Origin of the sequence: Escherichia sp. MOD1-EC7003 (assembly GCF_002965065.1) — a bacterium.
In the GTDB taxonomy this organism is placed as follows: domain Bacteria; phylum Pseudomonadota; class Gammaproteobacteria; order Enterobacterales; family Enterobacteriaceae; genus Escherichia.
In genome coordinates this window covers 1-519 of the sequence record NZ_PTRE01000266.1, presented here as the reverse complement: position 1 = coordinate 519, position 519 = coordinate 1, and the positions used below count along the sequence as shown (strand labels likewise).

Annotated in this window: 1 protein-coding gene; it reads left to right on the top strand. The window is 51.1% G+C overall.

Annotated elements, in window-relative coordinates:
• The coding region (locus A7090_RS25090) for an autotransporter outer membrane beta-barrel domain-containing protein (RefSeq protein ID WP_123056998.1) at positions 1-519 on the top strand (519 nt) is incomplete at both ends.

Here is a 519-nt window from a genome sequence, read left to right as displayed (position 1 = left end):
ATACCTCCATCACGATAATGAGTACACAGCGAGTTTTGCGTCTCTTGGAACAAAAGACTACAGCTCTCATTCCTGGTATGCCGGTGCAGAGGTCGGGTATCGTTACCACCTGTCGGAAGAGGCCTGGGTGGAGCCACAGATGGAGCTGGTTTACGGTTCTGTGTCAGGAAAATCCTTTAACTGGGAAGACCGGGGAATGGCCCTGAGCATGAAAGACAAGGATTATAACCCACTGATTGGTCGTACCGGTGTTGACGTGGGAAGAAGCTTCTCCGGAGATGACTGGAAAATCACAGCGCGCGCCGGGCTGGGTTACCAGTTTGACCTGCTGGCGAACGGAGAAACGGTCTTGCGTGATGCTTCCGGCGAGAAACGTTTTGAAGGAGAAAAAGACAGCAGGATGCTGATGACGTTAGGGATGAATGCGGAAATTAAGGACAATATGCGTTTTGGCCTGGAGCTGGAGAAATCGGCGTTCGGGAAATATAACGTGGATAATGCGATAAACGCCAACTTCCG